Annotated in this window: 20 protein-coding genes; 14 read left to right on the forward strand and 6 right to left on the reverse strand. The window is 72.3% G+C overall.

Going from position 1 to position 26,389, the window contains the following annotated elements; all coding sequences use genetic code 11:
- Positions 1–9: 9 nt before the first annotated feature.
- From HUT06_RS05865 to HUT06_RS45120, 4 genes are all read left to right on the forward strand, one after another.
- Positions 10–1,248 carry a WXG100 family type VII secretion target gene (locus HUT06_RS05865; protein ID WP_176194770.1) on the forward strand — a complete coding sequence of 413 codons (1,239 nt, stop codon included), beginning with the start codon at positions 10–12 and terminating at the stop codon, positions 1,246–1,248.
- Positions 1,249–1,385: 137 nt separating this feature from the next.
- Positions 1,386–2,711: a S8 family serine peptidase gene (locus HUT06_RS05870; RefSeq protein WP_176194771.1), complete on the forward strand. Its 1,326-nt coding sequence runs from the start codon at positions 1,386–1,388 to the stop codon at positions 2,709–2,711.
- 292 nt (positions 2,712–3,003) lie between these two features.
- A complete protein-coding gene (locus HUT06_RS05875) occupies positions 3,004–3,396 on the forward strand; it encodes a hypothetical protein (RefSeq protein ID WP_176194772.1) in 393 nt (130 codons plus the stop codon).
- Between the two features lie 75 nt (positions 3,397–3,471).
- Positions 3,472–5,157, forward strand: coding sequence for a MinD/ParA family protein (locus HUT06_RS45120; protein WP_176194773.1), 1,686 nt, complete (start codon positions 3,472–3,474; stop codon positions 5,155–5,157).
- 18 nt (positions 5,158–5,175) lie between these two features.
- Here HUT06_RS45120 and HUT06_RS05885 read toward each other — a convergent pair whose 3' ends face one another.
- Positions 5,176–5,991, reverse strand: a complete 816-nt coding sequence (locus HUT06_RS05885) for a hypothetical protein (RefSeq protein WP_176194774.1) — start codon at positions 5,989–5,991, stop codon at positions 5,176–5,178.
- 262 nt (positions 5,992–6,253) lie between these two features.
- Between HUT06_RS05885 and HUT06_RS05890 the strand changes: the two genes are divergently transcribed.
- A complete protein-coding gene (locus HUT06_RS05890) occupies positions 6,254–6,724 on the forward strand; it encodes a hypothetical protein (RefSeq protein WP_176194775.1) in 471 nt (156 codons plus the stop codon).
- Positions 6,725–6,742: 18 nt separating this feature from the next.
- Here HUT06_RS05890 and HUT06_RS05895 read toward each other — a convergent pair whose 3' ends face one another.
- Both HUT06_RS05895 and HUT06_RS05900 read right to left on the reverse strand, forming a co-directional pair.
- Entirely contained in the window at positions 6,743–8,167 is a 1,425-nt protein-coding gene (locus HUT06_RS05895) for a DUF1266 domain-containing protein (protein WP_176194776.1), read from the reverse strand.
- Positions 8,168–8,301: 134 nt separating this feature from the next.
- Entirely contained in the window at positions 8,302–9,243 is a 942-nt protein-coding gene (locus tag HUT06_RS05900; protein ID WP_254715003.1) for a DUF6177 family protein, read from the reverse strand.
- A gap of 128 nt (positions 9,244–9,371) precedes the next feature.
- Here HUT06_RS05900 and HUT06_RS05905 point away from each other — a divergent pair, with 128 nt between their 5' ends.
- Both HUT06_RS05905 and HUT06_RS05910 read left to right on the forward strand, forming a co-directional pair.
- The gene (locus HUT06_RS05905; RefSeq protein WP_176194777.1) at positions 9,372–10,823 is read left to right on the forward strand and encodes an LCP family protein; all 1,452 of its coding nucleotides are present in this window, start codon (positions 9,372–9,374) and stop codon (positions 10,821–10,823) included.
- Positions 10,824–10,983: 160 nt separating this feature from the next.
- Positions 10,984–11,958, forward strand: a complete 975-nt coding sequence (locus HUT06_RS05910; protein WP_176194778.1) for a glycosyltransferase — start codon at positions 10,984–10,986, stop codon at positions 11,956–11,958.
- On the opposite strand, the gene HUT06_RS05915 is transcribed toward HUT06_RS05910, so the two are convergent.
- The 3 genes from HUT06_RS05915 to HUT06_RS05925 all read right to left on the reverse strand — a co-directional run bounded on the left by HUT06_RS05915 (position 11,915) and on the right by HUT06_RS05925 (position 17,306).
- Positions 11,915–15,028, reverse strand: a complete 3,114-nt coding sequence (locus tag HUT06_RS05915; protein ID WP_176194779.1) for a hypothetical protein — start codon at positions 15,026–15,028, stop codon at positions 11,915–11,917. The two genes, HUT06_RS05910 and HUT06_RS05915, sit on opposite strands and share 44 nt — an antisense overlap.
- A 65-nt stretch (positions 15,029–15,093) precedes the next feature.
- A complete protein-coding gene (locus HUT06_RS05920; protein WP_176194780.1) occupies positions 15,094–16,020 on the reverse strand; it encodes a glycosyltransferase in 927 nt (308 codons plus the stop codon).
- The gene (locus HUT06_RS05925) at positions 16,017–17,306 is read right to left on the reverse strand and encodes a hypothetical protein (protein ID WP_176194781.1); all 1,290 of its coding nucleotides are present in this window, start codon (positions 17,304–17,306) and stop codon (positions 16,017–16,019) included. Before HUT06_RS05925 ends, HUT06_RS05920 begins: the two co-directional genes overlap by 4 nt.
- Before the next feature lie 227 nt (positions 17,307–17,533).
- On the opposite strand from HUT06_RS05925, the gene glf reads away from it, so the two are divergent.
- From glf to HUT06_RS05960, 7 genes are all read left to right on the forward strand, one after another.
- Positions 17,534–18,709 (forward strand): UDP-galactopyranose mutase, encoded by a 1,176-nt coding sequence (glf, locus tag HUT06_RS05930; protein WP_176194782.1) that lies wholly within the window; start codon positions 17,534–17,536, stop codon positions 18,707–18,709.
- Entirely contained in the window at positions 18,706–20,742 is a 2,037-nt protein-coding gene (locus HUT06_RS05935) for a glycosyltransferase (RefSeq protein ID WP_176194783.1), read from the forward strand. The genes glf and HUT06_RS05935 overlap by 4 nt, the downstream gene beginning before the upstream one ends.
- Positions 20,739–21,635 carry an ABC transporter permease gene (locus tag HUT06_RS05940; RefSeq protein ID WP_176194784.1) on the forward strand — a complete coding sequence of 299 codons (897 nt, stop codon included), beginning with the start codon at positions 20,739–20,741 and terminating at the stop codon, positions 21,633–21,635. Before HUT06_RS05935 ends, HUT06_RS05940 begins: the two co-directional genes overlap by 4 nt.
- Positions 21,635–22,471, forward strand: coding sequence for an ABC transporter ATP-binding protein (locus HUT06_RS05945; RefSeq protein ID WP_176194785.1), 837 nt, complete (start codon positions 21,635–21,637; stop codon positions 22,469–22,471). The genes HUT06_RS05940 and HUT06_RS05945 overlap by 1 nt, the downstream gene beginning before the upstream one ends.
- Positions 22,468–23,598 carry an acyltransferase gene (locus tag HUT06_RS05950; RefSeq protein WP_176194786.1) on the forward strand — a complete coding sequence of 377 codons (1,131 nt, stop codon included), beginning with the start codon at positions 22,468–22,470 and terminating at the stop codon, positions 23,596–23,598. The genes HUT06_RS05945 and HUT06_RS05950 overlap by 4 nt, the downstream gene beginning before the upstream one ends.
- Positions 23,595–24,794 carry an acyltransferase gene (locus tag HUT06_RS05955; protein ID WP_176194787.1) on the forward strand — a complete coding sequence of 400 codons (1,200 nt, stop codon included), beginning with the start codon at positions 23,595–23,597 and terminating at the stop codon, positions 24,792–24,794. The genes HUT06_RS05950 and HUT06_RS05955 overlap by 4 nt, the downstream gene beginning before the upstream one ends.
- A gap of 63 nt (positions 24,795–24,857) precedes the next feature.
- Entirely contained in the window at positions 24,858–26,384 is a 1,527-nt protein-coding gene (locus HUT06_RS05960) for a sulfatase (protein WP_176194788.1), read from the forward strand.
- Positions 26,385–26,389: the final 5 nt, after the last annotated feature.

Below are 26,389 nucleotides of genomic sequence, written 5' to 3' on the forward strand. Positions count from 1 at the left end.
TGAGCAGCAGTGGGTCAAGAAAGAGACATCCGGTCGAAGCAGTTCACGAAGGATGCCGAGGGCGTCGGCCATTGGTACAACGCGCTCGAGGTCTGGCACGACAATTTCGACAAGGTTCGCGAGATCGTCGACAGCATGAATCCCGGCCAGGTGGAGACCGGTGGACGTGCTTACGAAGGCCTCTCGAAGCGGATGAACAGTTCTGCGAACCTGCTGTATAAGCAGGCGACGCGCATGGCCGAGGCGTGGGGCGGTGACGACGCCCACAAGGCCATGGAGGCCATGAACAAGACCTACCGCCAGGTGCAGGAGATCGAGCGGATCTCCGACCAGACCGGTAAGGCGATGGCGACCCACGCCAAGGCGCAGCACCAGTGGAAGAACGCGTACGGCAGCGGCAGCCAGATGGACAGCTGGGTCAAGGACGTCGTCAACTGGGGCAACCGCATTCTCGCGATCAATCCCGCGACCGCCCCGACCGCCATCGGCGGCCTGATCGGAAACAACGCCGGTGCCGGCTCGGTGATGAACAACATCAACGACGGCACGGAGCAGTCCAACAACAACTTCCCGCCGTCCATCCGCCAGGACCTGGCCACCACCAACATCCGAGACACGGACTTCCCCGAGCCCCCCACCAACACCGGAAAGCCTCCGGGCCAGCCGAAGATGCCCGGTGGCGGCAAGCCGCCGGGCGGCGGGCCCGGTGACATTCCGGGCGGGCCTGGCGACCTCCCCGGTGGCCCGGGCGGCCCCGGTGATCTTCCGGGTGGTCCGAACGGGCCCGGCGGCCCGGGCAGCGACCTTCCCGGTGGCCCGGGCGGGCCCGGCGACCTCCCGGGTGGGCCCGGCGGACCCGATCTGCCCGGCGGCCCCGGCAGCGGAGGCCCCGGCACGGATCTGGCCAGTCTTCCCCCCGGCGGCGGCCCCGGCCTCGGCGCAGGTCCCGGGCTCGGCGGTGGCGGGGTTCCGGGCGGCGGCCCCGGCCTCGGCGGTGGCGGCCTCGGCAGCGGCCCCGGCGCTGGTCCGGGAGCGTTCGGCGCTGGTCCGGGCGCCTTCGGCGGTCCGGGAGCGTTCGGCAAGAACGCCCTGGGCAAGGGCGGCATGACCGGCATGGGCATGCCCATGGGCGCGGGCGCCCGCGGTGGCGGCGGCGACGGCAACGAGCACGAGCGCAGCACGTGGCTGACCGAGGACGAGGACGTCTGGGGCGGCAACGACGACACCGCACCGCCGGTTATCGGCTGACGCGAAGACGCCGCGTGGCGAAGATGATGGAATCGGCAGACCAGGCGCCGCCTGGTCTGCCGATACTTCTGTGAACCGGTATCCGTAGGCGAGGAGTGCAGATGCTGCAGCGGGCTCGGAGAGTGGCCTGTTCGACTATGGCCATGCTCATCTTCGGCGCGGTCGCCTGGCCCGGCTCGGCTGCGGCGGCACCCAGCCCACTACCGCAGGAGTGGTGGTTCAAGAGCTGGGGGGTACAGAACTATCTCTGGCCGCTGTCCACGGGGAAGGGCGTCACCGTGGCGGTGATCGACACGGGAGTCCAGGCCGATCTGCCGGAGTTGCAGGGCGTGGTACTGCCGGGCATGAACGCCGAGGGGGGCGGCGGCGATGGCCGGGAGGATCTCGACAGCGTCGACGATCCGCCGGGCCACGGCACCGGGATGGCGGCGCTCATCGCCGCGCAGGGACGCGGTACGGGGATGGTCGGAGTCGCTCCGGGAGCCAAGATCCTCCCAGTCGTGGCCCAGAGTTCTCCCGCTTATGCGAAGGGGATCCGCTTCGCAGTGGATCGCGGAGCGAAGGTGATCAACCTTTCGCAGGCCGTTCCCAGTCGCTGCTCGGAGGAGTTGCAGGAGTCGGTCGCCTACGCTCTGGGCAAGGACGCCGTCGTCATCGCAGGGGCGGGCAATGACGGAAACGGCGGGAACGCCAGCAACTCTCCAGCCAACTGCAAGGGTGTCCTGGTAGTGGGAGCCGCCGACGGCAAGGGGCGCCCCTGGGAGAAGACCCAGCGCCAGTCATACGTGACCGTGGCGAGTCCGGGTGTGCACACCGTCACCGTTCTCAAGGACGGCAAGCTCTATCCGGGGAGTGGCACGAGTGATGCCACCGCGCTCGTTTCCGGGGCCGTGGCGATCATTCGGGCCAAGCATCCGGATATGAAGAACCGGGAGGTCGTCCGGCAGTTGATCGCGTCGGCGGCGGACATCTACGAGAAGGGGAAGGACGACCGGACCGGATACGGGATGATCCGGCCCTACCGTCCGCTCGCGGGGAAGGCGCCGAAGGGTACGGCGAACCCGGTGTTCGAGCAGTTCGACCAGTGGATGAAGACCCACCATCCCGAGGGCGCCAAGTCGGCGGCGCCGTCGGCGGCGGCGCAGGAGGACGATTCCTCGACTCTGATCCTCGTCTACGTCGCGATCTTCATCGGAGTCGCGGTGATGTGCGTCTTCGTGTTCTTCTTCGCCCGGCGCAAGCGGGGCGGGCCGCCGCCGGCCGGGCCGGGTGCCGGCTATGGGGCGCCTCCCGGGTTCGGGCAGCAGCAGCCGCCCGGCCCGCCGCCGGGCGGCCCCTATCCGCCGCAGCAAGGCGGGCAGTATCCGCCGCAGTACCAGCCGCAGCCGCCCATGCCGGGGCAGCCGCCCATGCCAGGGCAGCGGCCGCCGGGCGGTGCGCCGCCCGCGGGGCCGCCTCGGTAGGCGCGGTCGGCGCGGACGGGCTTCGCATTCGGTGTTCGCCGAACTGCGGAGCCCGTTCTCGTGTTTCCGGATGGCCGAATGCGGACGATTAAACGGCGGCTCGACAGAATTGGTGTGAATTGGTTCGGAGGGCCGGTCGTCCGTGGCATCATGGTGCGCTCGTTGATCGGCCGCCGAGGCGCCCACTTAATGGCCGATGACCTTCCCGGTGAGTTTCCCGGTGAGCCGCGGAGGCGGGGGGCGCGGACGGTCGTCCCACAGGGTGTGAGAACGACACGAAGGAAGAGTGGTCATGAAGAAACTCCTGTTCATTCCGGTCACCGCGGTCGCGCTGGTGCTGAGCGTCAGCGCGTGCGGCGACTCCGAGGACGACGCCGGCTCGGCGGCCCCGCCGAGCGCGAGCGCGCCGGCGGCCCAGCAGCCGAGCGGGGGCGCCACCACCGGGCAGACCCCGGCCCCCGCGAAGACCTCGAACGGCGGCGGGAAGCTCACCCCGGCCCAGCGGGAGTTGCAGACGAAGATCCGCGACTGCATGGTCAAGAAGGGCTACGGCATGCCCGAGGTGGACGGGAACAACCCCGTCCTGGTCCCCACCGACAAGAACGGCAAGAGCGACGAGCAGGTCAACAAGGACGCGGGGGAGTGCCTGGCGGCGACGCGGCCGTCGTTCCCGGCCGGAGGGTGATGCGGGTTCGCTGAACGCGGCGGGTCACGGCGAGCCCCGCACCTCATAGGCTGTCGGGAGACGAAAGGAGGCCGGGTGCCGGACTCGAGTTGGCAGCAGGCGGTATTGCGCGATCTCGGGGCCTCCCAGCGGGGGCTGCAGGTCCTCGACGCGGGCGCGGCCATGGCGACGCCGCCCGTGTGGGGGGCTGAGGCGCCCCCTCGGCCAGCGCCCGAGCCGCAGCCCGCCGTGGCCCCCGTGGTGATGCCGGAGCCGGTCCAGGAGCCTCCTCAGCCGCCGCAGGGGCCGGTCCAGCCGTCCGCCGAGCCGCCGCCCCCGCCGCTGCCCCCGCCTCCGCAGGCCGCGCCCGTCCAGGAGAGCGCCGAGGTTCCGCCTCCGCCCCCGCAGCCGCCTTTCCCGCCGCCGGTGCAGGAGGACGCCCCACCGCCGCCTCCGCCGCAGCCGCCGTTCACGCCACCGGGGCAGGAGGGCGAAGCGCCGCCTCCGCCCCCGCAGCCGCCCTTCCCGCCGCCGGGGCACGAGGACGCCGCGCCGCCGCCCCCTCCTCCTCCTCCGCCTCCACCCATGGCGGTGCACGAGTCGGGGCCGCAGCAGCCGATGGACGCGCCGTCCGAACCGGAGCCCGAGCAGCCGGCCGAGCCGCCGGTGGCGCAGCCGACGTACATGGACTTCGACTGGGCCGCGGCGGTCAACCCGCTCGTCGGAGTGGACACCACGGACGTCCCGGAGCAGCCGGCGCCCGGGCAGACCGGTGCGGGCCACCCGGGGGCGGGTCCGGCCGCGCCGGCGCCCGCCGAGGCGTACCAGCAGCCGAACGCGCCGCAGCCCCAGATGCCCGGCCCCGCCGGCGCGGCCGGGCCGGTGCCCGCGGAGGAGCTCGTCCGCAAGAACCAGCACGGCGACCCGCTGGCGCGCCGCATGGGACGCAACGTCCGCAAGGCGGTCGGCGGCGGGTCCCGGGAGGCCCGGGAGACGGGCGCGTTCCTGGAGTTGATGCAGCAGCCGGTGCCGGGCACCCGGCAGATCGCGGTCGCCAGCGTGCGCGGCGGGGCGGGCAAGACGACGATGGCGGCGCTGGTCGCGACCGAGCTGGCCCGCTACCGGCAGGACCGGGTGCTCGCCGCCGACGCCGACGCCGAGCTGGGCTCGCTGCCGCTGCGCCTCGGCATCCGCACCGAGCTGTCGCTGTTCGACCTCGCGGGGCAGAACCCGCGCACGTTCGAGGAGGCGGCGCGCTACCTGTCGCGCACCCCCGAGGGCCTGTTCGTGCTGTCGTCGACGCGGGGCGGGCGCATCGCCGGCGAGTTCACGCTGGAGACGTTCCAGAGCGCCCTCGCCGTGGTGGGCCGCTACGTGGGCACCACCGTCATCGACTGCGGCGCCGGGATCCTCACCGAGCTGAACCGGGGCGTCGTCGCCAACTCGCACGGGCTCGTCCTGGTGACGCCCGGCACCGTGGACGGCGCGCTCAGCGCGCGCGGGGCGCTCGAATGGTACGCGGCCAACGACCTCCAGGACATGCTGCGCCGGACGGTCATCGCGATGGTGTCGCACGCGCCGCAGGTGGGCGCCGACCTGCACCGCGCGCACCAGATGCTCAGCGCCTGGGGCCTGCCCGTGGTGTTCGTGCCGTACGACCGCCATCTGGCGACGGGCAGCTCGGTCGACATGTCCAAGGTCTCCGGCGCCGCGCGGACCGCGGTGACCAGGGTGGTGCACGAGGTGTTCGCGCGCGCGCTCGTCACGGCACCGTCCCGCTGAACGAGGCGCCCTGCCGGGTCAGTCCGTCCAGACGAGGGTGTTGGTGACCTCGACGCCGAGTTCGCCGGCGGTGGCGAAGACGCGGCCCTCGCGGCCGCCGGTCGCGGCGCCGGTGGTCCAGTAGGACTGGGCGTAGATCACGCGCGAGCCCTGCGTCCAGGACCGCGTCCAGTAGGCGGGGTCCGGCTGCGGCTGCGGCAGCCCGCTGGAGTTGGACGGGGTGAGCAGCAGCGGCCAGCCCTTGTCGGTGGTGGCCCGGCTGACGCTGCTCGCCGCGGACGGGCTGGACAGCGTCATGATCGACACCGAGGTGATGATCTTCTTGGCCGGGTCGGCGTACACCCCCGAGTACATCGGCCCGGTGCACGGGTTCGCCCGCAGCGCGGTGCGGAGCCGGTCGTTGGCCCGCGTGGTGCACGACTGGGTGCGGGTGCCGGCCCGGGTGAAGGTGTTGCCCTTCGCCGTCCGGATCGTCGTCGACAGCACCTCGGACAGGTCGCCCGACGGTGCCTCGCGCGTCGGGCTGGACGTCGGCTCGGGCGACGAGCTGTAGCGGGGCGAGTAGGGCGTGGACGAGGGGATCGCGATCGAGCGCTCGTTGTCGTCGTCCCCGCCCAGGATGAGGAACGCACCCACCCCGACCAGCGCGAGGACCAGCACCACACCGATGATCAGCAGCGGGACGAGCGCGCCGCCGCCGCTCCTCGGCGGCGGCGGGAAACCGGGGGCGCCGTAGGGGCCGGGCGGGCCCGGCGGCGGCGGGAACCCCGGGCCGCCGTACGGCGGGTGGCCGGGGCCTCCGGGCGGCGGGCCCGGCTGCTGAGGGGGGTACATGCTGGCTCCGTGCCGATGCTCATGCGGGGGTGGCGAAAGGTCGGACCAGAGTAGCGGGCGGAACGTTCCGATATCAGGGCAGATGGTAGTTATGTCGGCGGAGGCAGGGTCGTCCCGTGGGCAGTGCGTCCGGATCTCTCATAAAGTTGCGGGGGAGAGGGGAGGCACGTGTCCGACTCAAGCCGGCGACCGGCCGTCCGGCGCGGCGGCGGTCCGCTCCGTCCCGCCCGACGCCGAGGTGACCGATGAGCCGAGGTGACCGATGAGCACTGACCTGGTGGCGCTGGTGCGCCGCGATCCGGACGTGCACGCCGTGGCCGACGGCATGATCGCCATGGGCGAGCGGCTGGAGCTGCGCGGCGGCGAGCCCGAGCCGACCCTGCTGTACGACGCCGAGGGCCGGCTGCTCGTCTCGGTCGAGGACGCGGTGCGGGTCTCGGCGCAGAGCGAGATCCGGCGGCTGCTCGGCCCCGAGTTCGCCGACCGCGTCGGCGTGCCGGTGTGGTGGGTGGACGTCCGCGCCGTCGCCGACGTCCCGGACGCGATGCGCGTCGCCCGCGCGTTCGCCGACTCCCTCGTCCGCTGGCTCGGCGGCACCGTCTACCCCGACGGCGCGACCGACCCGCCCGCCCTCAGCTGGAAGGCGGCCGAGCACGGCGACGACCCCGCCGGCGACGTCGCGCAGCCGGGCGGCCTGCCTGGGGACGCCTACCAGGGCGGCGTGATCGGCTGACCCCGCCGCGCCGCGCCGCTACGTCCAGTCGCGGGTCAGGTCCAGGTCCCACGGGACGAGGTTCCAGGGGCTGCGCGGCTCGGTGGCGAGGTCGTCGACGAGCCGCTCGTACTCGTCCTGCGCCTTCCCGCCGCCGCCCGACCAGAGCAGCCGCCCTTGCAGGTAGCAGGTCGCCATGTCCCGCCAGGACGAGTACCGCCGCTGGATGTCGAGGGCCAGCGGGAGCATGCGCTCCCAGCAGTACTCCTCGGTCAGCCAGCCGACCATGTGGCCCCAGCGGTAGAGCATCAGGGCGCGCCCGTAGTCCCAGATGAGGAACCGCCCCACGTTGGCCCGCAGCGCCGGGTCGGCGAGGACCTTCAGCCGGTGCAGCTCCTCCACGGCGTGGTTGCGGTCGTTGAACAGCTGGTGGAGGAACTGCGCCAGCTCGGCGCCCTCCTCGCTGGCGTCCGCGCCGGGCTCGTCGCGCAGCAGCGGCGGGACGAGCCGCGCGTACGCGCCGCCCTCGTTCCCGTACCGGACCCGGACCAGCTCGATCAGCCGCTCGACGAACGGCGGTTCGAGCCGGTCGGCCGTGATGAGCGCGTCGACCTCCCGCAGCAGCGCCGCGTACTCCGCCTGCGCGTCCTGGGGGCGGGCGGCGAGGTCGGCGTCCTGGGTGAAGTCGGCGCGGTGCCCGTCCTGGACGAGCCAGTTGACGGTGGCGAGCAGCTGCTCCAGGTCGTAGGCGCCCCACGGGTCCTGCAGCAGCTCCTGGGCGGCGCGCCGGTCGGCGGCCGCGGCGGCGCCGGGGCCGGTGCCGAGGCGGTCCACCCGGAACCCGTTGATCGCGCCGTAGGGTGCGCCCGCGCCGACGATCCAGCGCTGCACCGGGGTGAGGTCGCCGCCGCGGAGCGGGGCGCCGGGCAGGTCGGGCACGGAGATCAGCTCCCACAGCCGCCGCCGGAACTCCTCGGCCTGCCGCTCCTCGCTGCCGAAGAACCCGGCGAGCTGCTTGCGCAGCGACGGGTGCCGGACGTACAGCCGCCGGAAGAACGGCCCGTTCTTCCACACCAGGTGCTCGGGGCGCAGGTCGCCGAACGGCAGCCGGGTCCGCCGGTGGACGATGGCGCGCTCGCCGAACCGCAGCTCCAGGTCCGTCCAGAGCCGCGACAGCGGGCTGAACCGCCACAGCAGCAGGAAGCAGGCCACGGCGCCGAGCAGCGCCGCGCCGGGCGCGAGCGCCCACCGCGCCTCGTCCGGGAGCCCGGCGAGGGACAGCACGGCCCCGGCGAGCAGCAGTGCCACGCCGGCCGCGCCGAAACCGACGCCCCAGCCCGCGGTGCGGACGGGGGAGCCCTCGATGCGGAGCACCGCCTCGTCGCCGTCGTACTCGAACGACCCCTCGGCGAGCGTCCCCTCGACGACCCGCTCAAGCGCGTCGAGCCGGCCGTCCATCACCATGGTCAAGGACCGTACATCATCCCTTCCGGGTAGATCATCCGGCCGAAGGACGGCCTGGGCGGGATGCTCTCCGGTGACCGGATCAGGCCGGATCGGGCCGGATCAGGACGAGCCTGGATCAGGACGAGCCCGGGTCAGGACGACTGGAGGTGCTGCATGAGCGCGCTGTGCCGCTGCCAGCCGTCCGGGGAGCGGCCGTCGCCGAGCGGGAAGAACGTCAGCGGGGCGCGCGGCGGCCCGACCTGCTGGCCGGGGATCCCGTTCGGGCCGGCCACGGTGCCCGCGACGGCGAGCGCGACCGGGGCGGGCGCGCCCGTCCAGCGCGGCTCGGTGGTGAGGTCGGCGCGGCCGGGGGTGAGCTGGACGAACAGCGACGCGATCGGCTGGTCGGCGGCGAGCGCGCCGACGAGCGTCGGGAGGTGCTGGAGGGGCGGCGGGTCTTGCGGGGCGTAGCCGACCGTGACGGTGCTGGTCTCGGCCACGGCGCCGCCCTCGCCGGCGCTGTAGTCGCAGATCGCCTGGGCGGGGCGGGGGCCGTCGCCGCCGACGACGAGCCGCACGCTGGAGCGCCCGCGCACGTACTCGGTGAGCCGGTCGCGCCGCCACGGGTGCTCCAGCGGCTCGGCGGGCCCGAGCCCGGCCGGGTACTTGCCGGTGACCAGCTGCAGGAGGCGCTCGATCGTCCCGGCGAGGTCGCCCTCGGCGGCGTGCCGGATCCGGTAGACGAGGGTGAGCTGCGCGCCGATCGGCGCGGTGGGGCGGGTGGTGAACCCGGGCGCGTAGTCGCGGGCCTCGGGGACGGGCACGAACGTCCGCCCGCCCCATTTCATCGGCCGTCCGGTCAGGCCCTCGTAGTAGCCGTCGCCGTTGCGCACGATCCACTGGGCGCCGTCGCCGGACGCGGCGGTGCGCAGCGGCAGCGTCAGCCGGGATTCCAGCGGCGTGACGAGCTGCAGCGTGCGGCCGGTCTCGGCGCACTCGGCGAGGGCCTTGTTCAGCCATGCGCTCAGCGGCACGACCGGCCGGTCCTGGAGGACGACCATCGCTTGGTCGGTCAGCGCGTCTACGGTGCTCATCTCGTCCGGGAGTCTAGCCACCGGGAGCACCCTCCGGCCGGGCGCCCGCCGGACCCCGGGCGGGCCGGGGGCCCGCGGATTCCCGTGACGCCGGTGACTGATGTCCAATCTGTGCTGAAATGTTACGGATGCAGCGAGCCGCCGCGCCCTCCGGCGTCTACTACGCGGACAGCGCCCCGACGCCACCGGAGCCGCCGGTGCGGGGGCGCCTGTGGCGCGTGCTCGGCGGCCTGTCGATCGTGCTGTCGGTCGTGCTGGTGGCCGGCAGCCTCACCGCGTACGGCTTCTGGCGGCGGCTGGACGGCCAGATCGACCGCGAGCACGTCGACGACCGGCTCGGCGCGAACCGCCCGCCCAAGCTGAACGGCTCGCTGAACATCCTGATGATGGGGTCCGACAGCCGCGCCGGGGAGAACGCCCGCTACGGCGAGGAGGCCGGGCAGCGCTCCGACACCACGATCCTGCTGCACATCTCGCCCGGCGGGGAGAGCGCCATCGGGATCAGCTTCCCGCGCGACTCGATGGTGCGGATGCCGCCGTGCAAGAAGAAGAACGGCACCGTCGTCCCGGCCCAGTTCGGCATGATCAACGCGGCGTTCTCCAACGGCGGCCCCGCCTGCACCTGGCGGACGATCGAGTCGCTCACCAAGATCCACATCGATCACTACGTCGAGGTCGACTTCGCCGGGTTCAAGCGGGTCGTGGACGCGCTCGGCGGCGTCGAGATCTGCGTGCCGAAGCGCATCGACGACCCGAAGGCCGAACTGCACCTCAAGGCGGGCAAGCAGGTCGTCCACGGCGACCAGGCGCTCGGCTACGTCCGCACCCGCTACGTCCTCGGCGACGGCTCCGACCTCGACCGGATCAAGCGGCAGCAGGCGTTCATGGCCTCCGTCGTCAAGAAGGCGACCGACAAGGGCATGCTCACCGATCCCGGGCGGACCTACGCCTTCCTCTCCGCCGCCACCAAGTCCATCAAGGCCGACGACCGGCTCACGCTCTCGGTGATGCAGAAGCTCGCCGGGAGCCTGCGCGGCATGAGCGCCGGGAAGGTCCGGTTCGTCACCGTGCCGGTGCAGGCGTACCCGCAGGACAAGAACCGCGTGCAGTTCGACCAGGCGCTGGCGGAGCCGCTGTTCCAGGCCGTCCGGGAGGACAACAAGCTCCCCGAGCCGGAGCCGACCCCGCCGCCCGCCCCGGTGGCCGCGCAGAACACGGTGCAGCCCGTCCCGCCTGCGCAGGTGAAGGTCGGCGTCTACAACGCGTCCGCCACCGCGGGGATCGCCCAGCGCACCGCCGAGCAGCTCGGTGACCGCGGCTACCAGGTCGTCAAGGTCGGCACCAGCAAGAAGAAGTACGCCCGCACCCGGATCCTCTACGGCGCGGGCGCCGAACGGCAGGCCGCGCGGCTGGCGATCGCGGTCCCCGGGCACCCGCCGCGCCCCTGGCGGTCGGCCAAGCCCGGCTACGTGTACCTCCTCATCGGCGACGACGGCGCCCGGCTGCGCGGGCTCGCGCCGGCCGTGCCCAAGGTGGCCGGGGAGATCCGTGCGGACCGGGACATCTGCGCCCACACCTGATGCGGGACCGCATCAGCGGTATCTTGGCCCGCGCAAACCATCAACCGCCTTAAAGCGTCCCTAGTAGGACGGCCTAGTTGACTCCCTCCGACCCTGGCCCGACGAGCCGCCTCCCCGACCTGGGCTCCACCGGCCGCCCGAGCTCCCCCGGAACGGACGCATGCAGCCCGAACCCTTCTCCCTGTTGATGACCGTCTACGGCGGCGACCAGGCGGAGCATGTCCGGGACGCGTTCCGGAGCGCCGTGCACCTGCAGACCCTGCGGCCCGACCAGGTCGTGCTCGTCCAGGACGGCCCCGTCCCGCCCCCGCTGTCGGCCTGCCTGCGCGAGCTCATGGCCGGCAGCCCCGTCAAGGTGCTGTTCGTCCCGCTGGAGCACAACCGCGGCCTCGGGCCCGCCCTGGACGCCGGCCTGCACGCCGCCTGGCACGACATCGTCGCCCGCATGGACGCCGACGACGTCGCCATGCCGCACCGCTTCCAGACCCAGGTGCCGCTGGTGCGCGCCGGAGCCGACCTCGTCGGCGCGGGCCTGCTGGAGTTCGGCACCGACATCACCGACGTCGTCGGCCGCCGCATCCCGCCGAGCGACCCCGCCGACATCGCCCGCTACTCCCGCCTCCACGACCCGTTCAACCACCCCACGGTCGTCTACCGGCGCAGCGCCGTCGTCGCCGCCGGCGGCTACGGCGACCTGCCGCTGATGGAGGACTACTGGCTGTTCGTCCGCATGATCGCGAACGGGGCGCGGATGGTGAACGTCGCCGAGCCGCTCGTCTACTACCGGGTCGGCGAGGGCGCCTACAAGCGCCGCGGCGGCACCGAGCTGCTGCGCTCCGAACTGCGGCTGCAGCGCGAGATGCTCCGCGAGGGCTTCATCTCCCAGCCGCAGTACTGGCGCAACGTCGTCGTGCGCGGCGGCTACCGCCTCGTCCCCACCATGATCCGCAAGCCGTTCTACCGCGCGGTCGTCGCCCCCTACGGCGCCCGCCGCAACCGCACCCGCGACCGCGCCGGCACGGGCACCACCCCGGCCGGCGCCCTCTCCTACATCCCCCGCCACGCCCGCCGCGCGAACAGCGGCGACGGCGTCAATCCCGACGCCACAGGACGGGCTGCTCGCCGCCCCCGGTGACGCTGCGCCCGACGCCGAGAACGCCGTCCTTGAAGCTAGCCAGGCCGGTGATCTCCTGCTCCCCGGGCCCGGACAGGGCGTCCCCGCCCGGCGTTTCGGCCTCCCAGGACGTTCCGTCGGGGGACGTCCACGCGACGACGTCGGACCCGGAGGTTCCGGCCACCACGAAGCCGCCGGACCCCGCCATCACGGCCGTGGCCCGGGCGAGAGGGCCCGAGCCGGGCGGCGGCAGCTTCGTCTCGCGCCACGTTCTGCCGCCGTCGTTCGAGACGAAGCCGAGCACGATGGGACCGGACGTCCCTACGGCGTCGCCCACCGCGACGAGGACGTTGCCCTTGGCCGCGACATAGGTGAGGGATCCCTGCGACAGCCCGGCGGGCAGCTGCAGTTGCTGCAGCCGCCACTTCTTGCCGTCGGCCGACGTCCAGACCGCCGGCCGGCGGGCACCGGCCGCCTTCGGGTCGAGCATGCCGCCGACCGCGACGAAGCCGAACGACCCGCCCGCCGCCGCGCGGACCCAGCGGTTGCCGTTCGCCTCGGCGGTGAGGTCGTTGCGCCCCACGCCGCCGCCCCGCTGCCACGTGCGCAGGTCGGGCGAGAACCAGATCGCGCCGGACGGGCCGTCGTCGCCGACGACGACGTATCCGGGCGGCCCCGCCGCAGCGCCGTAGGTGGACAGGGCCTGGGAGCCCTTGCGCTCGAACACCGGGTCGATGTCGGCGGGCTTCCAAACGTTGCCGTCCGCGGACGTCAGCACCAGCGGGCCGCGCGGGGCACCGCCGCTGTCGCCGACCGCGAGCCAGCCGGCGCCGCCGGCCGCCACCGAGGTCAGCCGCTGAAGCGCCGGGCGGGAGAGCCCGCCGGAGAAGCGCGCGCGGTTCCAGGCCGAGCCGTCCGGCGAGGTCCAGATCGCGGCGTCGCCGCCGGTGCTGCCGACCGCGACGGCCTGGGTGCCGTTCGGGTTCACGGCGACGCCGGCGACCGCCTGGTCCTTGCGGAAAGCGCCGGGGATCTTGAACGGATCGACCGGGACCTCGGTGCCGCGCTGGTCCCGCACCGCCAGCAGCGCGTTGAGGTCGCCGTTGCCCGGATCCCGGCCGACCAGGACGGTGTGGCCGCCGCCGGCCGCCGCGCCGAGCAGGGCGCGTCCGGAGGCGGTGGGCAGCGAGCCCGCGTCCCGCCACGACTTGCCGTCCGCCGAACGGGAGATCAGCAGATCACGGCCCCGCTGGACGATGCCGGCGTAGCCGCTGTCAGTGCCGAGCAGCTGCTGCACGCGCTGGTATCCGGACGGCTTGAGCCGCCCCCCGGTCTGCCAGCCGGCGGCGTCCTTCGAGGTGTAGATCTGGCCGTAGGTGGACTTGCCGGACTTGACCTCGCGGACGGCCACCAGCCCCGCCGGCCCGCCGCCGACCATCATCCCGTAGGTGCCCTTGGGCGCCGGGATCTTCGCGGGCGACCAGGTGCGGCCGCCGTCGGTGGACCGCCAGGCGCGGCGGAACGACGGCTTGCCCGGCTTGGGCGTGTGCGCGCTCTCCAAGAGGATCACGCTGCCGCTCGAGGCGACCTCCTCCAGCACGACCTTGCCGCGGATCTGGATGCCGACCTGCTCGCCGGTCAGCGCGTCCCAGCGGACACCGTCGGCCGACAGCCAGGTGGCGGGCACCGAGTCGGTGAAGTCGCGTTTGCGGGAGTGCTCGCCGATGGCGAGGAAGCCCTTGTCGGTGCGGATGACGCGGGTCACGCGGTTGCCGGGGCCGAAGACGTCGCCGGCCTCGTCGGGCTGCCGCTGCCACGTCCGGCCGTCCTGGCTGGTCCAGACGACGCCGCCGGCCGGGCGGCTGCCGATCGCGACCCAGCCGCCGGGCCCGCCGGCGACCGCTCGCGGCACCTCCGTGGGGCCGGGCTCACCGCCGTTGATGCCCTTGACCTCGGCGGTCGCGAACGTGCGGCCGCCGTCGGCGGACACCAGGAACACGCCCCGGTAGTGGCCGGGATCGGCCTCGCCGCCCACCGCGACCACGGTGGAGCCCGCCACGGCGACACCGGTGAGCTCCTGGTCGCGGCCGTCGGACCGGGCGGCCGGGTCCATCGGGAACAGCCCGCCGGCGAGGCGGGCGCTGCTGCTGCCGCCGCCGGAGTCGTCGCCGCGGCCGAGCAGGACGACGCCGCCGGCCGCGATGAGCGCGGCGGCGGCGATGCCGCCGATGCCGCCGAAGAGGATCTTCTTGTTGACGCGCTTGCGCTTGGGCGCGGGCGCGTTGCGCCACGGCTCCTCGACCGCGGGCGGCGGCGCGACGGGCGGCGGCCCGGCTGCCAGGGCGCCCGCCGGCGGTGGGCCGCCCGCGGCGGCGCCGGGAACCTCCTGCGCCCACGGGAACGGCGGGGGAGCGGACGCCTGCGGCGGGGGCGGGGCCTGGCCGGGGATCTCCTGCGCCCAGGGGAACGGCTCCGGCGCGGGCGCCGGCGGCTTCGGGGCGTCCGGTATCTCCTGCGCATAGGGGAACGGCGCGGGCGTCGGCGGCCTCGGGGCCTCGGGGATCTCCTGCGCCCAGGGGAAGGGTTCGGGCGCGGGCGGCCGCGGTGCGGGGAGCTGTGGAGCGGGAGGTTGTGGAGCGGGTGGCTGCGGCGCTGGAGGCTGTGGAGCGGGGAACTGGGGCACCGGGGGCTGCGGAGAAGGGGCAGGGGGTGCCGGAGCTTCCGGCGCCGGGGCCGCCTGCGGCTCCTCGGGTGTCTGCTGCGCCCATGGCGGCGGTGGAAGCGGCGGGAGCGGCGCGTCATGTTCGGGGGACGGGGTGGGGGCCGGAACGGGCTGGACGCGGGTTCGGTCGGCGTCCTCGTCCTCGCCGCCCGCGTTCCCGGGGGCGTGTTCCGGTTCGTCTTCAGCGGAGCCGGCGGTCTCACCGGTCATCGCCGACCGGGAGAAGTCGGACATCGTCAGGTCCGCGATGCCGGCGGGCGGTGGCGCCGGCCGTTCCGTGTCGCGGGAGAAGACCTGCGTCCGGTCTGCCGACTCCTCCTCGGGCAGGTCGTCCCTAGGCTCGTCGTCCGGCGTCCCCTTCGGAGTCACACCCGCCCTCCCCCTGGTACCACGTGTCGGCCTGTCGCGCGCGTCGGCCGTGCCGGTCCGCGTCGTCAGGGATCATATCGACGCATCGCAGCCGAAATGACGTCCTCGGTCGGGCGGGGACGCCGCAGCAGGCCGTCGCGGACACCCGTGCGCAGCCCCGCGCGCAAGGTGGCCCGGTCGTGCGAGCGGAGATAGGTGCGCGCCCACCGCCGAGCGGACGAGCCGGCGTACAGCAGGCGTTCGGACGGCGCCAGGCCGCGGCTCCGGGTGAACAGCCAGAGCTTGTTCCGCACCTCGTAGTAGAAGCGGTCGCCGGGGTCGGCGTCGGCGCCCCCGAACGTCCTGGTCTTGTGGACGGCGACGCTCGCGGGGCAGTAGAGCCCGGTCCGGCCGCGCAGCAGCCGGGTGGTGAACTCGAAGTCGTCGTTCCACAGGAAGTAGTCCGCGATCGGAAGCCCGCACTCCCGCACCGCCGCCGCGTCGACCAGCACTGACACGAACGACGCGGACCGGATGGGCGTGCAGCCGATCTCCCGGGCGGCGGCCAGTTCAGCCCGGGACGCGCCCGGCCTGACGCGCGGTGTGTTCATCGGGTGGTCGCGGCCGTCGGTCCACACGACCCGCCCGGCGACGAGCGCGGGCTCCCCGGACGCCCGGTGCCGCGCGTCCAGTAGGGCGGCGAGCGCCCCCGGCTCGGGCACGGTGTCGTCGTCCATCAGCCAGATCAGCCCGGTGTGCGGATCGTCCAGCGCGCGGGCGATTCCGGCGGCGAAGCCGCCGGCGCCGCCGGTGTTGGTGCCGAGCGCGAGGAGGTCGGCGTTCGGGAACCGCTCGCGAACGAGGGCGGGGGTGCCGTCGGTAGAGGCGTTGTCCACGACGATCACCGTGTCCGGCGGCCGGATCTGGCCGGCGATCGCCGCCAGCGCCTCGGCGAGCAGCTCCCGCCGGTTGTAGGTGACGACGACGGCGACGACCCGCCCGTCCGCGCTCATCGCGGCGCGGTCCGGTGGGACAGGACGACGCCGGCCTCGTCGGCGGCGCCGGCCTCGTCCCCGCCCTCCGGTTCGGGCGGCGGTTCGATGCCCTTGAGCCGCTCGACGAGATGCCAGTACCCGACCCGCAGTCTCCAGACGGCCTTGCTGCGCTCGCTGAGATGGCGAGCCATCAGCTTTGGCAGCGCTGTCTCATGCTGCTCCTGGCGCTCTTGGCGCAGTGTGCCGATCTCCTCGCGGAGCATCCCGATCCGGTCGAGGAGCCCGAGCACGGTGTGCGTGGCCGCGTCCAGCAGCTCCGCGTCCCCTGGCGGGGCGCCCGCGGCCTCCGCGGGCGCCGTTTCGCCAGGAAGCAGTTCGTGCAGGTCGCCCACCACGTCGTACCCCGCGGAGCGGATCCCCTCGACCAGCTCGTGCGCCTTCTTCTGCGCCCACGCACGGCGTTCCGGTGGCAGCGGCACGCGCCCCGGCTCGCCGCGACCGGGGAGCACCTTGAGTGCGAGGACGTCGGTGACCAGCCGGTGGTAGAGCCACATCGGGGCTTCTTCGTCGACTGCGCCGTTGACCCTGCGCAGCAGCTCGGTCTCCGTCCAGCTCAGCGAGGTGTTCGTCCGCGCCTCGGCGGGCTCTGCCACGGCGGGATCGACACCGAGGAGCCCGGCGAAGCGCTCCCAGAGCAGGCCGCGAGGCGCGCCGGGGCCGGGCAGAGGGATCACGTGCACGCGCTCCGGCGGGACGTGGGGCGCCCATCGTCCGAGCACCTCCGGGACGTCGTGCACCCGCCAGAACCAGTGCGCGGCGCCGCTCCCGCGCGGGCCGTCGACCACCTCGCGCAGCCAGTGCCCGAAGTCGAAGTGGAAGCGGTGCTTGACGTACTCCTGCCACTCCGAGGGCAGGAGGCCGGCGAGGTCGCGAGCGGTGTAGACGATGTGGACGTCGCAGGGCGCGAGGGACCGCACGGCACGCTCGGCACCGGCGGCGTCCACCGCGCAGAGCACCTCGTGGGAGAGCACGGCGGTGCGATGCCCGGACTCCTTGACCTCTGCGGCCAGCCGGTTCCAGGCGCCGTCCCAGCCGGGGCCGGGCTCGTCGTCCTCCGGCACCACGCCGCGCAGGTCGCGGGTGGCCTGGACCTGTCCGGCGAAAGAGCCGCCGGGGAGGAGGACGCCCGCCTCCGACAGGGCCTCGGCATTGCTCCACAGCAGCCCCTGCAGGAACGTCGTCCCGCTCTTGGGGGCGCCGATGTGGAGGTACACGGTCGGTGGGCCGGGGGAGACCGCTGCCACCAGTTGACTCCTCTGCGTGTTCGGGTGCGGGCGCCGCGCGACGCCGATCCGGGTCATCCGAAGGGTACAACCGGCCAACCGGGGCGATTCCTCACAACTGGGATGACCGCGCCCGGTATCTTGGCCCGCGCAGCACCATCGTCTCCCAGTTCCCGTGAGCCTCGTGCCCGGATGCGGGGACGGATCGCTCTCACGACGCGGCGGGGGACGTCGCAGGAAGATGGACCGTGGACATTGACCTTGTGGTGGTGGGCTCCGGCTTCTTCGGACTCACCGTCGCCGAGCGCTGCGCACGGGACCTGGGGCTGCGGGTGGCGGTCCTCGACCGGCGCGACCACATCGGCGGCAACGCCTACAGCGAGGACGAACCCGAGACCGGCATCGAGATCCACCGGTACGGCGCGCACCTCTTCCACACGTCGAACGAGCGCGTATGGGAGTACGCGAACCGGTTCACGTCGTTCACCGGCTACCAGCACCGCGTCTACTCCACCTTCAAGGGCCGCGTCTACCCGCTCCCCATCAACCTCGGCACGATCTCCGAGTACTTCGGCCGCGTGTTCACGCCGGACGAGGCGCGCGCGCTCATCGCCGAGCAGGCCGCGGAGATCCCCGCCGGGCGGGAGCCGCGCGACCTGGAGGAGAAGGCGGTGTCGCTGATCGGGCGGCCGCTGTACGAGGCGTTCATCCGCGGCTACACCGCCAAGCAGTGGCAGACCGACCCCCGCGACCTGCCCGCAGAGATCATCACCCGGCTCCCGGTCCGGTACACCTTCGACAACCGGTACTTCAGCGACACCTACGAGGGCCTGCCGGTCGACGGCTACACCGCGTGGTTGGAGCGGATGGCCGACCACCCGAACATCGAGGTCCGCCTGAACACCGACTTCTTCGATGTGCGCGACGACATCGCCGGCCGCGTCCCCGTCGTCTACACCGGCCCACTCGACCACTATTTCGGCCGTTCCGAGGGCGAGTTGGGGTGGCGGACGCTGGACTTCGAGACGGAGGTCAAGCCGACCGGCGACTTCCAGGGGACGCCGGTGATGAACTACGCCGACGAGGACGTCCCCTACACCCGGATCCACGAGTTCCGGCACTTCCATCCCGAGCGGGACTATCCGGACGACCGGACGGTCATCATGCGGGAGTTCTCGCGGTTCGCCGAGCGGGGCGACGAACCGTACTACCCGATCAACACCGCCGCGGACCGGGCGCGCCTGCTGCGCTACCGGGAGATGGCCCGGCGCGAGGACGGCGTCCTGTTCGGCGGGCGGCTCGGCACCTACCAGTACCTCGACATGCACATGGCGATCGCCAGCGCCCTGGGCATGGTCGACAACCGGCTGCGGCCCCACTTCGCGCGGGGCGAGCGGCTGACGAGCGGAGGAGATGACCGATGACCGAGCAGGCCGTCCAGCCCGAGCTCCCCGGGGAGCCCGCTCCGGCGGGCGAGGGGCTGCGGGTCCTGCACCGGATCGTGATGCCCGGCGAGCGCGACTTCGACGTGCTGAAGCTGTACGTCGACGGCAACGCGGTGTTCGGCCGCCGCACCGCCGACCTGGAGACCGCCGCCGAGCGGGTGCGGGCGGAGCAGGACGGCGGGGCGACCCGCGCCACCGCCTACCGGCCCTCCTCCCAGGACGACAGCGCGGAGATCATCGGGCGCCGCAGCATCGTCGTCCCGTCCGGGACACGGGTGTCGTTCTGCAGCTACTTCAACGCCTTCCCCGCGGGCTACTGGCGCAGGTGGAGCACGGTCGCGGACGTCCGGCTGCGCCTGCGGGTGCGCGGTGAGGCGACGATCCTCATCTACCGGTCCACCGGCAAGGGCCATCTCGAACGCATCAAGTCGCTGCACATCGACTCCGACTCGCCGGTCGAGGAGAGCGTCGACCTGCCGCTCGCCCCGTTCATCGACGGCGGCTGGTACTGGTTCGACATCGTCGCCGACGGCCGCACCGCCGTCCTCGACAGCGCGGACTGGTGCGCGGTCACCGAACGGACCCGGCCGGGCACCGCGACCATCGGAATCACCACCTTCAACCGGCCGAAGTTCTGCGTCGAGCAGCTGACCGCGCTCGCCGCCGCGGGCGACGTGCTGGACGTCGTCGACGAGATCCTCGTCGTCGACCAGGGCACCGACCGGGTCGAGGACCATCCCGACTTCGCGGCGGCGAAGGAGGCGCTCGGCGACCGGCTGCGCGTCATCGACCAGGCCAACCTCGGCGGGTCCGGCGGGTTCTCCCGCGTCATGCACGAGACCGTCGACTCGGGCCGCAGCACCTACGCGCTCCTCCTGGACGACGACGTCATCCTGGAGACGGAGGGCATCCTGCGCACGGTGACGTTCGCCGACCTCGCGCGCGGGCCGATGCTCGTCGGCGGCCACATGCTCGACCTGTACAACCGGTCGGTGCTGCACGTGTTCGGTGAGACCGTCGCCCGCTACCGCTGGTGGATGGTCCCGGCGCCGCATACCGAGCTGTCGCACGACCTGGCCGCGCACCCGCTCCGCCACACGCCGTGGCTGCACCGCCGCGCCGACGTCGAGTACAACGCCTGGTGGATGTGCCTCATCCCCGTCGAGGTCATCAAGAAGGTCGGGCTGTCGCTGCCGTTCTTCATCAAGTGGGACGACATCGAGTACGGGCTCCGCGCCAAGGCCGCGGGGTTCCCGACGGTCTCGCTCCCGGGCGCCGCGGTGTGGCATGTGCCGTGGCACTCCAAGGACGTCATGACCGACTGGCAGGCGTACTTCACCGAGCGGAACCGCATCATCACCGCGCTGCTGTACTCGCCGTACGAGCGCGGCGGGAACATGCTCAAGGAGAGCCTGTTCATCACCATCAAGCACGCGCTCGCCATGCAGTACTCCACGGCCGAACTGATGCTGCTGGCGATCGAGGACGCGCTCAAGGGGCCCGGCGATCTGCACGCGTCGATCGTCACGAAGATGGGCGAGCTCCGGGAACTGCGCGCCGGTTTCGTGGACGCGCAGGCCAAGGCGGACCTCGACGAGTTCCCCGCCGTCCGCCGCCGGAAGCCGCCGCGCAAGGGCCGCGACGTCGTGCCGCCGAAGAACCGGCGGGCGATGTTCCAGACGGCGCTGCTGGGCGCGGCCCGCCAGGTCAAGCCCGTCGGCCCGTACCCGAAGACGCATCCGGAGGCTCTCGTCCCGCACGTCGACCAGACGTGGTGGCTGCTGACGAAGTTCAACAGCGCGCTCGTCTCGTCCGCCGACGGCACGAAGGTGTCCTGGTACCAGCGCGACCCGCAGCGGTTCTGGTCGCTGATCCGCCGGGCGTCCGCGCTGCACGCCCGGCTCGGCAGGGACTGGGCGGTCTTGAGCGGACGGTACCGGGACGCGCTCCCGGAGCTCACCTCGCAGGACGAGTGGCGGGACACGTTCGACAGGGCGCGGCGGCTGCGGTGAGCACCTCCTCGGGTGCGCCGGCGGCCGCGGCGCCGCGGGATCTCAGCGATCAGGGCCTCGTCGAACCGGGCCGCGGCGGCGGGCTCGGCGAGGTGTTCCGGCGCCGCTACCTGCTGAAGCTGATCGTGCGCCGGGAGCTGCGCGCGCGGTACCAGGGGTCGCTGCTCGGCCTCGGCTGGTCCTACGTGCGTCCCGCCGCGCACTTCTCGGTGTTCTTCTTCGTCGCCGGGATCTTCATGGGGATGAGCGAGCACCTGGAGCACTTCCCCATCTTCATGTTCTCCGCGCTGGTGCTGGTGTCGTTCTTCAACGAGACGCTGATCAACACCACGCACTCGGTGCTGGGGAACGCGCCGCTCGTCCGGAAGGTCTACCTGCCGCGCGAGCTGTTCCCGGTGGCGTCGCTGCTGGTTTCGTGCGTGCACCTGCTGCCGGGCCTGGCGATCGTGCTGACCGTCGCGGTCATCTGGGGCTGGACGCCGTCGGCCGCCGCCATCGGCTCGGCGGTGCTCGGCTTCGCGCTCGTCGCGGTCCTCGGCATGGGGCTCGGGCTGATCTGCTCGGCGCTGCACGTCTTCTACCGGGACACCGACAAGGTCGTGGACATCGCAACGCTGTTCGTCACCTGGTCGGTGCCGATGATCTACCCGTGGACGCTGGTGCGGGACACCGCGCCGGCCTGGGGGCTGGACCTCTACCTCGCCAATCCCATGGCGGTCGGCGTCATGCTGTTCGAGCGGGCGTTCTGGTGGCCGACCACCGACGGCACGTTCGCTTTCCCGGCGGACCTCACCCGCGACGGCGTCGTCCTGCTGGCCGCGGCCGTCCTGCTGCTCGGGCTCGGGCAGCTCGTCTTCTCCCGGCTCCAGCGCCGGTTCGCCGAGGAGCTCTGATGGAGGCGGCGCGGCGCGCGCTCATCGTCGACGGGGTGACCAAGCGCTTCACGCTGCGGCACGCCCGGTCGATCAAGAACATGACCGTGCGGGCGCTGCGCCGCGAGCGGCTCCGCGACCGGTTCACCGCGCTGGACGGCGTATCCGTCGCCATCGACGTGGGTGAGGCCGTCGCCCTGGTCGGGGTGAACGGGTCCGGCAAGAGCACCCTCCTGAAGATCATCTCCGGGGTGCTGCCGCCGGACGAGGGCACGGTGCGGGTGCGCGGGCGCGTGGCCGGGCTGATCGAGGTCGGCGCGGGACTCCACCCCGACCTCACCGGCCGCGAGAACGTCTTCCTGAACGGCGCCATCCTCGGCATGGACCGCGCCGAGACACTCCGCAAGTTCGACGCGATCGTGGAGTTCGCCGACATCGGGCGGTTCCTCGATCAGCCCGTCCGGTTCTACTCCTCCGGCATGTTCATGCGACTGGCGTTCTCCATCGCCGTGCACACCGAACCCGACGTGTTCCTCATCGACGAGGTCCTCGCCGTCGGGGACCCGCTGTTCCGCCGCAAGTGCATCGAACGCCTCCAGGAGTACCGCGCGAGCGGCCGCACGATGGTGATCGTCGCGCACGACGCCGCGCTGCTGCGGCAGCTCTGCACCCGTGGCGTCTTCCTGGAGGACGGCCGCGTCCTGTGGGACGGCGACATCGACACCGCAGCCGACCTGCTGCTGAAGAAGCGCCAGGAGCGCCGCCGGAACCTCACGAGCCCCGCCGGGACGGGCGAAGGTGGACCCACCGGACCCGGTGAGCCCACCGGCAGGCCGCCCGCCGAGGCGGGCCGATGAGCACGGCACGGGGTCCCGCGCCGCCGCCGCGGCTGCGGGAACTGGACCTGCTGCGCTTCGTCGCGGCCGTCCTCGTGGTGCTGCACCACTACGTGGGCCGCATCGGCGGATGGGGTGTGGAGAACCACCACAACATGCCGGTGCTCGCGCAGTTCGCGCATTTCGGCAACCTGGGCGTCGACCTGTTCTTCCTGATCAGCGGGTTCGTGATCCTGATGAGCGCGTGGGGGCGCGGCGTCGGCGACTTCGCGGTCTCCCGCACCGTCCGCATCTTCCCGGCCTACTGGTTCGGCGTTTCACTCTCGCTGCTGGTCTTCTTCGCCATCGGGCAGACGCCCATCCCGTCGCACAGCCCGCTCGTCGCGTACCTGCCGAACATGACGATGCTCCAGACCGGTCTCCACGTCTCGAACCTGGACGTCGTCTACTGGACGCTGTGGATCGAGCTGCACTTCTACGCGATCATCGCCTTTCTCGTCTGGCGCGGCATCACCTACGAGCGCTGCGTGGCCTTCATGGTCGGCTGGGTGCTGCTCGCCGTGTTCGCGCAAGAGTCGGCCGTACCGGCGCTGTTCACGGTGCTGATGCCGGACTGGGCGCCGTACTTCGTCGCCGGGATGGCGTTCTACCTCATCCACCGGTTCGGCCCGAACCTCCTGCTGTGGCTGATCACCTCCGGTTGCTGGGCGCTCGCCGTCGACTACCGGCAGGCCAGCGTGAACGACCTGCTGGCCTGGCCACAGGTTTGGGACGCCGCCATCGCCGGCGGCGTCACGTTCTGCTTCCTGCTCATGGCCATGGTGGCCACCCGCCAGTTCGAGATGGTGCGCTGGCGGGGCTTCACCGTGCTCGGCGCCCTCACCTATCCGCTCTACCTCGTCCATGAGAGCATCGGGCGCGGACTGTACGAACTGCTCCGCTCCCACCTCGGCCGCTGGACGCTCCTCCTCGTCTCTTGCACCGTTGCTCTCGCCACCGCCTACCTGGTGCAGCGCTTCGTCGAGGAACCGCTGCAGCGGTGGGCGAAGCCGAAGCTCAAAGCGGGGCTCACCCGGCTCCGCCGGGAGAACCTCCCGCCCGTCCGGAACCAGACCACGCCTCGCACCACCGTGGAGGCCGCCCGATGACCCGTCCCCCCGCTCTCGCGGACGCCTCGCGCGCACCGCGGCTTCGCGAGCTCGACCTGCTGCGCTTCATCGCCGTCGCGGCGATCGTCCTGCACCATTTCGCGGGAGTGCGGAGCACGGTCTGGTCCGGACGCGATGCCCAAAAGGTCTTCCCGGAGCTGGCGCCGGTGGCCCACTTCGGCTACCTCGGCGTCCAGCTGGCCTTCATGATCAGCGGCTTCGTCATCCTGATGGCCGCGTGGGACCGGAACGCCGGGGACTTCGCCGTGGCGAGATTCGTGCGGATCTACCCTGCGTACTGGTTCAGCGTTCTGCTCAGTTTCGGGCTCTTCCTGGCCAGCGGGTCCGCGGTGCCCTACAAGGACGGCGACGGGCCCCTGCAGCGGGTCCTGCCGAATCTCACGATGCTCCAGGACGGGATGCACGTGGCGCCGCTGGAGGTCGTCTACTGGGTTCTGTGGGTCGAGCTCCACTTCTATGTGCTCATCGCGCTTCTCGCCCGCGTTGGCATCACTTACGGTCGCTGCGTCACCTTCATGGTCTCCTGGCTCCTCGTGGGCGCCTATGCCAAGGAGTCGGGCAGCAGCCTGTTGCACACCCTCTTCTTCCCCGACACGGCGCCCTACTTCATCGCGGGGATGGCGTTCTTCCTGATCTACAGGTTCGGGAGCAACATCGCGCTCTGGCTGATCATCGCCGCCTCGTGGGCGCTGTCGGTGCACTACCTCGTGAACGACATCAGCCCGCTGAACGCATGGGAGGGCGTCCACGAGATCGTGATCCCGGTCGTGCTGTCCGTGCTGTTCGCGCTCATGGCGCTGGTCGCACTGCGGAAGCTGACCTGGCTGAGCTGGCGGGGCTTCACCTTCCTCGGCGCCGTGGCCTACCCGCTCTACCTAATGCACGAGACGGTGGCGCGGACGATCGTCAAAGTCTTCTTCCCGCATCCGATCATCGACAGACTGACCATTCTTCCGGTCATCACCGCTTCCGTTGTCGTGGCGGGGATCCTGGTCCACCTGTTCGTGGAGCGTCCGCTGCAGGCCCTCATGCGCCCCCGCCTCGCGTCGGCGATGGCGCAGATCCGGCGCGGCGGAGCACCTCCCACCGAGGAGCCGCCACCGGCTCCTCCGGCGCAGGACGACGTGGACGTGCGGCGTCCCGCCCAGGACTCTCCTCCCGCGACCGTGCCTTAGCCTGTGGCCAACTCTGATCATGTTCACCGGTCGGTACCCCATCGACCTGCTGAAAGGTGTGTGATGTTCGGCGCCAAGCCGCGACGACGACGGCCGACCGCGCCGCTCCCCGCGGTCCTGCTGGCGTGCGCGCTGGTGCTGGCCGGATGCGCGCAGGCGGCGTCGGACGACGGCAAGAACGGCAAGGACGCCAAGGTGTCGGCGTCCGCGCAGGCGAAGGCGAAGAAGCCCAACATCGTCTACGTCCTGACCGACGACCTGTCGTGGGACCTAGTCGACTACATGCCGCACGTCAAGGCGCTGCAGAAGCGCGGTATGACGTTCTCGAACTACTTCGTCGCGGACACGCTCTGCTGCCCGTCCCGCGCGACGATCCTGACCGGCAAGTACCCGCACAACACCGGGGTCCGCAGCAATGACCCGCCGACGGGCGGGTTCGACATCTTCAACGCGCGGGGCAACGAGAAGGACACGTTCGCCGTCGCGCTGCAGAAGGCCGGCTACCGCACGGCGCTGATGGGCAAGTACCTCAACGGCTACGAGGCCACCAAGAAGCAGGGCTCGTCCCGCGTCTACGTGCCGCCCGGTTGGACGGAGTGGCAGGTCACCGGGCTCGGGTACGCGAACTACAACTACAACCTGAACGGCAACGGCACCCTCACCCACCACGGGCGCGCGCCGAAGGACTACCTCAACACGGTGCTCACCGGGAAGGGCGTCGACTTCGTCAACCGGTCCGCCGACGCGAAGCAGCCGTTCATGCTGCAGATGTCGACGTTCTCGCCGCACGCCCCGGCGACGCCGGCACCCGAGGACGCGGGCAAGTTCCCCCACGTGAAGGCGCCGCGCACGCCCGGGTTCAACGAGCCCGACATAGGCGACAAGCCCGGCTGGCTGCGCAAGTACCCGCGGCTGCGGCCGCGGCAGGTCCGCGCGGTCGACGCCGCGTTCCGCGAGCGGGTCCGGGCCGTCCAGTCGATCGACCGGATGATCGGCGCGCTGCAGACCGCGGTGCAGGCCAAAGGGCTCGGCGCCGACACCTACTTCGTCTTCAACTCCGACAACGGCTACCACCTCGGGCAGCACCGGCTCGTCGAGGGCAAGCTGACCGCCTACGACACCGACATCCGCGTCCCGCTGGTCGTGGCGGGCCCCGGCGTCGCGGCGGGGAAGACCGAGGCCCGGTTCGCGCAGAACACCGATATCTGTCCGACGTTCGAGGAGCTCGCCGGGCTCAAGCCGGCCGACTCGGCGGACGGGCGCTCCCTGGCGCCGCTGCTGCACGGGCGGCCGGTGCCGTCCTGGCGGACGACCGCGTTCATCGAGCACCTCGGCCCCAACTACCGCCGCGACGACCCGGACCTGCCGCAGAAGTACGGCGGCAACCCGCCGACGTACAACGCGGTCCGCACGGCGAACGAACTGTACGTCGAGTACGAGAACGGCGACCGCGAGTACTACGACCTCGCCCGGGATCCCTGGGAACTGGGGAACATCTGGACGCAGGCGCCCGAGGCGCGCAAGGCCGAACTGCAGTCGCTCGTGGCGTCCTACCGGGGCTGTTCCGGAGCCGGCTGCCGCGACCTGTGAGCGCA

Source organism: Actinomadura sp. NAK00032 (assembly GCF_013364275.1).
GTDB lineage: Bacteria > Actinomycetota > Actinomycetes > Streptosporangiales > Streptosporangiaceae > Spirillospora.

Excerpts from the sequence above, each read along its gene's own strand:
- HUT06_RS05870 (WP_176194771.1), top strand. The coding sequence starts at position 1,386 with ATGGCCATGCTCATCTTCGGCGCGGTCGCCTGGCCCGGCTCGGCTGCG.
- HUT06_RS05875 (WP_176194772.1), top strand. The coding sequence starts at position 3,004 with ATGAAGAAACTCCTGTTCATTCCGGTCACCGCGGTCGCGCTGGTGCTG.
- HUT06_RS05885 (WP_176194774.1), bottom strand. The coding sequence starts at position 5,991 with ATGTACCCCCCTCAGCAGCCGGGCCCGCCGCCCGGAGGCCCCGGCCAC.
- HUT06_RS05890 (WP_176194775.1), top strand. The coding sequence starts at position 6,254 with ATGAGCACTGACCTGGTGGCGCTGGTGCGCCGCGATCCGGACGTGCAC.
- HUT06_RS05895 (WP_176194776.1), bottom strand. The coding sequence starts at position 8,167 with ATGGTGATGGACGGCCGGCTCGACGCGCTTGAGCGGGTCGTCGAGGGG.
- HUT06_RS05900 (WP_254715003.1), bottom strand. The coding sequence starts at position 9,243 with ATGAGCACCGTAGACGCGCTGACCGACCAAGCGATGGTCGTCCTCCAG.
- HUT06_RS05905 (WP_176194777.1), top strand. The coding sequence starts at position 9,372 with ATGCAGCGAGCCGCCGCGCCCTCCGGCGTCTACTACGCGGACAGCGCC.
- HUT06_RS05910 (WP_176194778.1), top strand. The coding sequence starts at position 10,984 with ATGCAGCCCGAACCCTTCTCCCTGTTGATGACCGTCTACGGCGGCGAC.
- HUT06_RS05920 (WP_176194780.1), bottom strand. The coding sequence starts at position 16,020 with ATGAGCGCGGACGGGCGGGTCGTCGCCGTCGTCGTCACCTACAACCGG.
- HUT06_RS05935 (WP_176194783.1), top strand. The coding sequence starts at position 18,706 with ATGACCGAGCAGGCCGTCCAGCCCGAGCTCCCCGGGGAGCCCGCTCCG.
- HUT06_RS05945 (WP_176194785.1), top strand. The coding sequence starts at position 21,635 with ATGGAGGCGGCGCGGCGCGCGCTCATCGTCGACGGGGTGACCAAGCGC.
- HUT06_RS05950 (WP_176194786.1), top strand. The coding sequence starts at position 22,468 with ATGAGCACGGCACGGGGTCCCGCGCCGCCGCCGCGGCTGCGGGAACTG.
- HUT06_RS05955 (WP_176194787.1), top strand. The coding sequence starts at position 23,595 with ATGACCCGTCCCCCCGCTCTCGCGGACGCCTCGCGCGCACCGCGGCTT.
- HUT06_RS05960 (WP_176194788.1), top strand. The coding sequence starts at position 24,858 with ATGTTCGGCGCCAAGCCGCGACGACGACGGCCGACCGCGCCGCTCCCC.